This window comes from Pseudoalteromonas sp. SR45-5 (assembly GCF_014163565.1).
GTDB classification, from domain to species: domain Bacteria; phylum Pseudomonadota; class Gammaproteobacteria; order Enterobacterales; family Alteromonadaceae; genus Pseudoalteromonas; species Pseudoalteromonas distincta.
In genome coordinates, this window is sequence record NZ_JACJDN010000111.1 from 1 (window position 1) to 8,460 (window position 8,460).

The 8,460-nt window shown below is 41.4% G+C and carries 9 protein-coding genes; 2 read left to right on the forward strand and 7 right to left on the reverse strand.

The window, feature by feature from the left end; translation table 11 throughout:
* The 7 genes from mrdA to leuS all read right to left on the reverse strand — a co-directional run.
* A partial coding sequence (gene mrdA / locus H5072_RS06365) for a penicillin-binding protein 2 (protein ID WP_182693036.1) occupies positions 1-1,474 on the reverse strand: 1,474 nt, incomplete at its 3' end.
* Between the two features lie 9 nt (positions 1,475-1,483).
* Entirely contained in the window at positions 1,484-1,954 is a 471-nt protein-coding gene (rlmH, locus tag H5072_RS06370) for a 23S rRNA (pseudouridine(1915)-N(3))-methyltransferase RlmH (RefSeq protein ID WP_182693037.1), read from the reverse strand.
* Between the two features lie 37 nt (positions 1,955-1,991).
* On the reverse strand, positions 1,992-2,309 hold the full coding sequence (gene rsfS / locus H5072_RS06375; protein ID WP_002958523.1) for a ribosome silencing factor: 318 nt from the start codon (positions 2,307-2,309) through the stop codon (positions 1,992-1,994).
* 55 nt (positions 2,310-2,364) lie between these two features.
* A complete protein-coding gene (nadD, locus tag H5072_RS06380) occupies positions 2,365-3,000 on the reverse strand; it encodes a nicotinate-nucleotide adenylyltransferase (protein ID WP_024594705.1) in 636 nt (211 codons plus the stop codon).
* Between the two features lie 17 nt (positions 3,001-3,017).
* Positions 3,018-4,055 carry a DNA polymerase III subunit delta gene (holA, locus tag H5072_RS06385; RefSeq protein ID WP_182693038.1) on the reverse strand — a complete coding sequence of 346 codons (1,038 nt, stop codon included), beginning with the start codon at positions 4,053-4,055 and terminating at the stop codon, positions 3,018-3,020.
* Positions 4,055-4,546, reverse strand: a complete 492-nt coding sequence (gene lptE, locus H5072_RS06390) for an LPS assembly lipoprotein LptE (RefSeq protein WP_024594704.1) — start codon at positions 4,544-4,546, stop codon at positions 4,055-4,057. The genes holA and lptE overlap by 1 nt, the downstream gene beginning before the upstream one ends.
* Position 4,547: 1 nt before the next feature.
* Entirely contained in the window at positions 4,548-7,136 is a 2,589-nt protein-coding gene (gene leuS, locus H5072_RS06395; protein ID WP_182693039.1) for a leucine--tRNA ligase, read from the reverse strand.
* A 175-nt stretch (positions 7,137-7,311) separates the two neighbouring features.
* Between leuS and H5072_RS06400 the strand changes: the two genes are divergently transcribed.
* Both H5072_RS06400 and H5072_RS06405 read left to right on the forward strand, forming a co-directional pair.
* The gene (locus tag H5072_RS06400) at positions 7,312-7,770 is read left to right on the forward strand and encodes a zinc ribbon-containing protein (RefSeq protein WP_002958528.1); all 459 of its coding nucleotides are present in this window, start codon (positions 7,312-7,314) and stop codon (positions 7,768-7,770) included.
* Between the two features lie 77 nt (positions 7,771-7,847).
* Positions 7,848-8,460 (forward strand): Lon-like protease helical domain-containing protein (locus H5072_RS06405; protein ID WP_259395899.1); only part of this gene is annotated, 613 nt, incomplete at its 3' end.

Consider the following 8,460-nt stretch of genomic DNA (forward strand, 5'->3'; position numbering starts at 1 on the left):
CGTTATCTTTTTTTATTACTTGCACCAAATGAGGTGGATGATTAATACCACGATTAACTAATATGTTAGTTGCATTTGCAATTTGAATAGGTGTGGCAGTCCAGTAACCTTGGCCAATGCCTACCGAAATAGTATCACCGCGCCACCAAGACTCTTTAAAGCGTCCTTCTTTCCATTCTTTTGAAGGTAGAATAGCAGTAGTTTCTTCGTGAATATCAATACCTGACAAATCACCGTAGCCAAAACGGGCCATAAAATCGCTTATTTTAGTAATGCCTAATCGATAAGCCGCATCGTAAAAATAGGTATCACACGACTCTTCAATCGCTTTATATACATCTACATGACCATGGCCCCAACGTTTCCAATCTCGCCATTTATGTTCAACATTTGGAATTTGAAAAAAGCCAGGATCCCACATTGATGTTGACTCATTTACTATATTTTCTTCAAGCGCTAATACTGCCATTAAAGGCTTTACAGTAGAGGCCGGCGCATAACGACCTTGCGTAGTACGGTTTATTAATGGTCGGTCTTGGTTAAGCAGCGCTTTATAATTTTTGCTGCTAATGCCGTGTACAAATAAGTTTGGATCGTAACTTGGGTTTGAATAAAGTGCCAGCACGCCGCCATCTTTGGCGTCCATAACTACAACAGCGCCACGCATATCTTTAAGCGCATGTTGTGCTATTTGTTGCAAGCCCACGTCTAAAGTAAGTACTAGGTCGCTACCAGGTTGCGGTTGGGTCATGCTCAGGGTGCGTATTACACGGCCACGGTTATTAACTTCTACCCGTTGTGAGCCTACTTTACCGTGCAGTGTTTCTTCGTAATATTTTTCTATGCCGAGTTTGCCAATATCATGTGTGGCGCGGTAATTGGTTGCACGGTCTTCTTGTTCTAATTGGTTTAGCTCTTTTCTATTAAGCTTGGCAACATAACCGAGCGCATGCGTTAGTGTGTCACCAAATGGGTAGTAGCGTGCAAGGCGTGCCTCAATGCTAAAACCAGGGAATTTATGTTGATTAACCGAAAACTTCGCCACTTCTGTTTCGTCTAAGCGGGCTTTTAATACTTGTGATTTAAAACGACGGGTGTGTCTTATATCTTTTAAAAAGTCTTGTTTGTCTTGCTCTGTAATCGCAATTATTTTACTTATTTGATCAAGCGATTCGTCAAGGTCGTCTACCTCTTCGGGGATGACCTCAAGATTGTAAACAGGTTTGTTTTCTGCAAGTAGCACACCGTTACGGTCGTAAATTAAACCACGGTTGGGTGCAATAGGAATAACTTTAATGCGGTTATCGTTGGAGCGGGTTTGGTAGTCTTGGTGATCTTCGACCTGAATAGTATAAAGATTAGAAAGTAATACTGCGACTAATCCTAATACAAAAACAAAACCCACGAATGCTCGCCTAGCAAATAAGTTTGCTTCTGCGGAGTGGTCACGAATAGTGGGTCTATGTTTTAGCATGGCAAGGGGTTACTCGCGATGATAAGGATGGTTGTTATTTAAGCTCCAGCCTCGGTAAAGGCTCTCTGCAACAATTATACGCACCAAAGGATGCGGCAATGTTAAATTAGATAACGACCATTTTTGCTCAGACGCTGCAATACACTCTGGAGCAAGTCCTTCAGGTCCGCCAATAAGTAAACTTACATCGCGGCTATCGAGTTGCCATTTTTCCATATTTTTAGCAAGTTGGTGAGTATCGAGTGCTTTCCCTGTTACCTCTAACGTTACAATACGATTGCCTTTTGGAATAGCCGCTAATGTTTTTTCACCTTCAATGTGTAAAATACGCTTTATATCTGCATTTTTACCACGTTTACCGGCTGGAATTTCGATTAACTCTAGCGCCATATCTTTAGGGAAACGGCGCTGATATTCTGCAAATCCCGTTTCTACCCATGCTGGCATTTTAGTACCAACAGCAATCATTTGTATTTTCACGTATTACTTCCAAGCATTGTCTAAAATGAGTGAGCGTTTAGCCCCACAGTTTTTCTAGATCGTAATAGCTACGTGCTTCGTTTTGCATCACGTGTACAACCACATCACCTAAATCAACCAGTGCCCATTCGCCGTCGCCTTCACCTTCATAACCTAGTGGCTCTGAATCTGCATGACGCGCTTCTTTTGCTAAGTGATCGGCAATTGACTGTACGTGGCGTTTAGAAGTACCAGAACAAATTACCATGTAATCTGTAATATCTGATGTTTCAGTTACGTCAATATGAACGATGTCACGCGCTTTCATATCGTCAATTTTGTCCATAGCAAAGGCGAGTAGTTGTTTTGAATCCAAGGTTTTGTCTCAATTTAAAAATTTAATGGCGCGCATTTTAACACGCTAGGAGTTTTTAAGCATCAATTTGATAGAGCTGATGCACTTCTATGTAATGACTCACTGCATCGGGCAATAGTTCATTCTTTTTATTACTTTTTTTTAGCTGCTTGCGAATTGTACTTGAGGCCGCATCGAGCATTTCGCCCGGTAAAAAATAAAGTTTACCTGCAAGTGAGTGTTTAAGTGCCGCTACTTCGCCAGCATTTGCGTGTTGCATATAGCTTTTGAGCTCACCTTTTACAGTGCAATGTTGAGCTGGGCGCTGGTACACCACAATATGGCAAAGCTGTGTTATTGCCTTCCACTCAAACCACTTATCGAGATTGTTAAACGAGTCCATACCAATTAAAAATAAAATAGGTGTAGTGGGGTGCTCTTTACGAAGTTCTTGCAAACTAAGTAGCGAATACGATGGACCAGCTCGGTTAAGCTCTCTTAAATCGAGTTCAAAATGAGGATAAGGTGCAATAGCTGCGTTTAGCATATTAATACGGTGCTGCGTACTAATTCCCGGAGCTGCTTTATGTGCAGGGAGTGCACAGGGCATAAAATAAAGCGTATCTAAATTAAACGCATTAACGCATTGCTGCGCCATATTTAGATGGCCTAAATGGACGGGGTCGAAAGTGCCACCAAAAATTGCGATCATTTAACACCCATTATTTATTAATTAACCGCGTGGCACGGCATAGGAATGTTGAGCGGCTGGCAAAATTTAATACAAATATGAGCAAGCGCTTGGTAAGGTGCAATTAAATTACCTTGCTTGTAACTGGCATCAAACAACGCAACATCACTGTTTATTTGTTCCAGTGTGTGCATATTTAAACGGTTAATTGCGTTTTGAACTGGACCTTGTTGGTTTTTCCAAATTGCTTTTTGTTTAAATAAATTTGCTATGGGTTCGCCATTTAATAAACCAAGTTGCACACTTATAAGTGTATTAAGCTCTTTGGTTATAGCCCACAAAATACTCACCACTTCGGTGTTATCGCTGGCAAGTTTGTTTAGTACTTTTATAGCTTGTTTAGCGTGGCCATTTAATAGTGCATCGCTTAAATCAAAAATATCAAACTTGGCTTGATTTAACAGCCCTTGCATAACTAGTTGCTGAGTAATTAATGCATTGCCGTGTAGTAGCGAGAGCTTTTCAAGCTCCTGAAAACAGGCTAATAAGTTGCCTTCAGTGGCATTTATTAAGCTTACTTTGGCGTCGCTTTGCATATTAAGTGATAAACGTTGGCATTGCTCATCAAGCCATCGTTTTACATGAGAGCCCGTAAGTGGGTAGCAAGGTACGAACACGCCTAGTTTATCAAGGGCTTTAAACCACGCACCACGTTGTACTTCTTGACTGGCTTTAGCGCCTTTAACAATTAAAATAGTATCGGGATTAACCAGCTCAACTACTTTTTTAAAGGTAGTGCTGCCAATAACGCCTAGCTTTTGTTGGTTTAAATCAAGCTCAATAATAGTGCGGGCGCTAAACAGCGACATGCTCTGATACTGGGCTATGATTTCTTGCCAATCGAATCCTTGCATTAAAGTAAACTTAATTACTTCATCAAAACCTTGTTGCTTAGCACAGTCGCGAATTTGTTGTACGCACTGCGCTTCTTGAAAAGGCTCTTCACCAAATACTAAATAAAAGGGCTTTAGCCCTTTATTTAATTCACTCGGTAGTTGATTAGCATAGCAGCGCATTATAGTTGCGACAGCTCTCTAACAATACGACGACTGGCTTGCTCACGAATCTCGCTAATGAGTAGCTCAAGCTCTTTTGCTTTTGCTAATGCATGATCCGGATCGTCTTGGTAATTACGGTAAAGCTCAAAACGTTTTTCTATCGCTTTTTCGCCTGGGAGTTTAACTACATACGACACGCCATAAGCAAGTTCGTATTCAGCAACCTGACCATTTTGAAACAGCGAAAGAGTTTGGCGTTCAATACTTTCTTTGCGTAAATACAATTGGGCTTTATCTTTAGCTGACGATACTAGCTCTACGTTACTCGCTTTAAGCTCTTTTTTAAGCTCAGTAAATAAAGTCGATTTTTCATCATCGCCTACAAGTGTTAGCTGTTTTAAGTTATCAGGCAAGCTAGAGGCTTTTTTTAAATGAAAGCCACAGCTTGATAACAAAAAACAGACTAGCACTAAGGCTAGTCCATTTTTAATGGCGTTAAATGCAGCCATATTAGTTAGCTACCACGTTAAGTAGTTTACCTGGAACGTAAATGATTTTACGAATAGTTGCGCCATCCGTAAATTTAGTTACGTTAGATTCTGCAAACGCAAGGGCTTCTACTTGCTCTTGAGTGGCATCAGCTGCCATTGTTAACTTAGCGCGAAGCTTGCCGTTTACTTGTACGATGATTAGTTTTTCATCTTCAACAAGAGCCGACTCGTCAACTTTTGGCCACTGCGCATCTAAAATCTCGCCTTCTTTACCAAGCTCTTTCCAAAGCTCATGTGATAAATGCGGAGTAATAGGTGCAAGCATAATAACTAATGCTTCAAGTGCTTCGTTAGCAATCGCTACATCTTGTTTGTCGCTCAGTGGTGCTTTTAATAACTTATTAGAAAGCTCCATAATGGCTGCAATAGCGGTGTTAAAGGTTTGACGACGTTCAACATCATCAGTCACTTTAGCAATTGCTTTGTGTAAGTCGCGACGTAATACTTTTTGCGGGTTAGTGAGCGCTGATTTATCAAGTGCTTGGTAACCTACTATTTTAACGTCTACTGCGTATTTCCATACACGTTTTAAGAAGCGATGTGCGCCTTCAACACCTGAGTCTGACCATTCAAGCGTTTGCTCTGGTGGTGCTGTAAACATCATAAATAAACGTACTGTATCTGCACCGTATTGGGCAATTACTTGTTGTGGGTCTATACCGTTGTTTTTAGACTTCGACATTTTACTCATGCCTGATGAGAATACCGGCTCACCGTCTTCTTTATGCCATGCTTTAGTTACGCGGCCTTTGTCGTCGGTTTCGGTATTTACATCGCTTGGCGAAATCCATACATCGCCGCCTTTTTCATCTTTACGATAAAATGTTTCAGCAAGCACCATACCTTGACAAAGTAAGCGGTCGAACGGTTCGTCTGAATTTACTAAACCAAAGTCACGTAATAATTTATGGAAAAATCGCGAGTACAATAAGTGTAAAATAGCGTGCTCAATACCACCAATGTATTGGTTTACTGGTAACCAATAGTTAGCAGCCGCTGGATCTAGCATGCCTTCGTCGTAGCGTGGGCTACAGTAGCGTGCGTAGTACCAAGATGATTCCATAAAGGTGTCAAACGTGTCAGTTTCGTGAAACGCAGGTGCGCCATTTACTGTTGTTTTAGCCCATTCAGGGTCTGCTTTAAGAGGTGACGTTACACCATTCATTACCACATCTTCTGGTAAGCGAACTGGTAGCATATCTTCTGTTGCTGCAAGTTCTTTGCCTTCTTCGTCGCTAAGCATTGGGATTGGAGAACCCCAATAACGCTGACGGCTAACACCCCAGTCACGTAGACGGAAGTTTACTTTGCGCTCCCCAACACCGAGTGCTTCAAGCTTGTCGGCAATGGCTTTAAACGCGGCGTCAAAATCAAGACCATCAAATTCACCTGAATTTACAAGTACGCCTTTATCGGTAAATGCTTCTTGCTCAAGGTTTACTTCAAGACCTGAGCCTTCAACCGGTGCAATTACTTGTTTAATATCTAGGCCGTAAGCCGTTGCAAATTCAAAATCGCGTTGGTCGTGTGCAGGTACCGCCATAACAGCGCCTGAGCCGTAATGCATTAATACAAAGTTAGCGACCCAAATTGGTACTTGCTCGCCCGTTAATGGGTGAGTTGCGTAAAAGCCTGTTGCTATGCCTTTTTTCTCCATTGTTGCCATGTCTGCTTCGGCAATTTTGGTGTTTTTGCATTCTTCAACAAACATTGCAACAGCATCGCTATTTTTAGCGGCTTCTTGTGCAATAGGGTGACCACCAGCAACAGCAACATACGTAACACCCATAAAGGTGTCTGGACGAGTTGTGTATACACTAAAAGTTTCGTCGTTATCGGTGCGTTTAAATTCAATATCACACCCTTCAGAGCGGCCAATCCAGTTACGCTGCATTGTTTTAACTTGCTCTGGCCAATCTTCCAACTTGTCTAAATCGTCAAGTAGTTCTTGTGCGTAGTCGGTAATTTTAATAAACCACTGTGGAATTTCTTTTTGCTCAACCACAGCGCCTGAACGCCAACCGCGACCGTCAATAACTTGCTCGTTAGCTAATACTGTTTGATCCACTGGATCCCAGTTAACCGTCGACATTTTTTTATACACTAAGCCTTTTTCGTAAAGCTTAGTGAAAAACCACTGCTCCCACTTGTAGTATTCTGGATGACACGTCGCTATTTCGCGATCCCAGTCATAACCAAAACCTAATTGCTTAAGCTGTGTACGCATGTAATCAATATTTTCGTATGTCCACTTAGCAGGTGCTGTTTTGTTTTTAATAGCAGCGTTTTCTGCAGGTAAACCAAACGCATCCCAACCCATAGGTTGCATTACGTTTTTGCCTTGCAGGCGCTGGAAACGAGAAACAACATCACCAATGGTGTAGTTACGTACATGACCCATATGCAGTCGACCACTCGGATAAGGAAACATAGAAAGGCAATAATACTTTTCTTTGCTCTCATCTTCAGTGACTTTAAATACCTGGTTTTCTTCCCAGTAGCTTTGTACTTTTGACTCTATATCTTGCGGGTTATATTGCTCTTGCATCTATGGTTCCAGACTTCTTGCAAACTAATAAAAAATTGCCATTAGGATACCCCAAATAAAGTGCTATTCACAGCGTCAAAAACGCGGTTTTGATAAATTCTAACCTTCAGTTCAGGTTAACCTATACTTATCTAAGTTATAGGGTGATTTAACAGCAATTTTGAAGGAGTAAAAAATGGCAGATTATAAAGCATGGCTTGGCGATTTAACCAAATGGCTAAAAGATGTAAAAGATCATGAAGTAAAAGACGCAGTTACTCGATTTGTTGAATCTGAGCAGGCACTTAAAGATTTAGGGCAAGAAAGATACGCTTTATATAAAAGTTATTTACAGCGCGATATAGAACATGTCCAAGAAAACGAATCGCACTATAATTCGCTTGCATGGCAAGAGCTTAAAGAGTCCTTATGGTTTGAGCTTTCGCACATAGAAGATAAAACTCAGCTTGAGTGGCAATCTCTTAGTCAAGATTTTAAGCACAATGGTGTGTATCACGCAGGCGAATGGATAGCCATGGGCACATTAGTATGTAAGAATTGCACCCATAGTTACGATGTTTATCACGCGACACAAATTACACCGTGTATTGAATGTGATGGAATCTATTTTAGTCGTAAGGCGCTGCACCCTTAAATATAATTATTAAGTGGCTGCGGGCCACTTAATACGCCCAAAGGCCAGCGAATATGTTGGTAAAAAAAGAAGTTAGAATGACGAAAAAATTGCTGCCACTATCTGTTTCAAAGCTCGCACCGAGTATTTCTACTAATCACGTACATACGTGTATGAGCAATCCATACCCCGAGCAACTAACATTTATAGGCCAACAACGCGCCCAAAGTGCCTTAGATTTCTCTTTAGGGATGGAACTACCTGGTTACAACGTTTATGTAATGGGCGAGGCTGCCCATGGGCGCTTTACGCTTGTTAAAGATAAACTTAAGCAACACGCAAAAGACCGCCCAACACCAAACGAATGGTTATACGTAAATAATTACGATGATCACAGAGAGCCTATCGCGCTGTTTATGCATGCAGGTCAAAGCAAGCAACTTAGTGACGACATAGATTCATTTTTAGATGAAGTACTCGACACATTTCCTGCTGCATTTGATAACCCAGGATACCAACGCAAAAAAAAATCAATCGACCGTGAATTTAACGATGCCTACGACAGTGCTATTACCGCAGTAGAAATTGCGGCATTTGAGCAAAGTGTTGCATTAGTCGAAGAAAAAAATTCAGTTGGGTTTGCACCGCTTGTAGATGGTAAACAATTAAGCGATAGCGAATTTGGCGAACTTGAAGAAACGTTACGCGAAG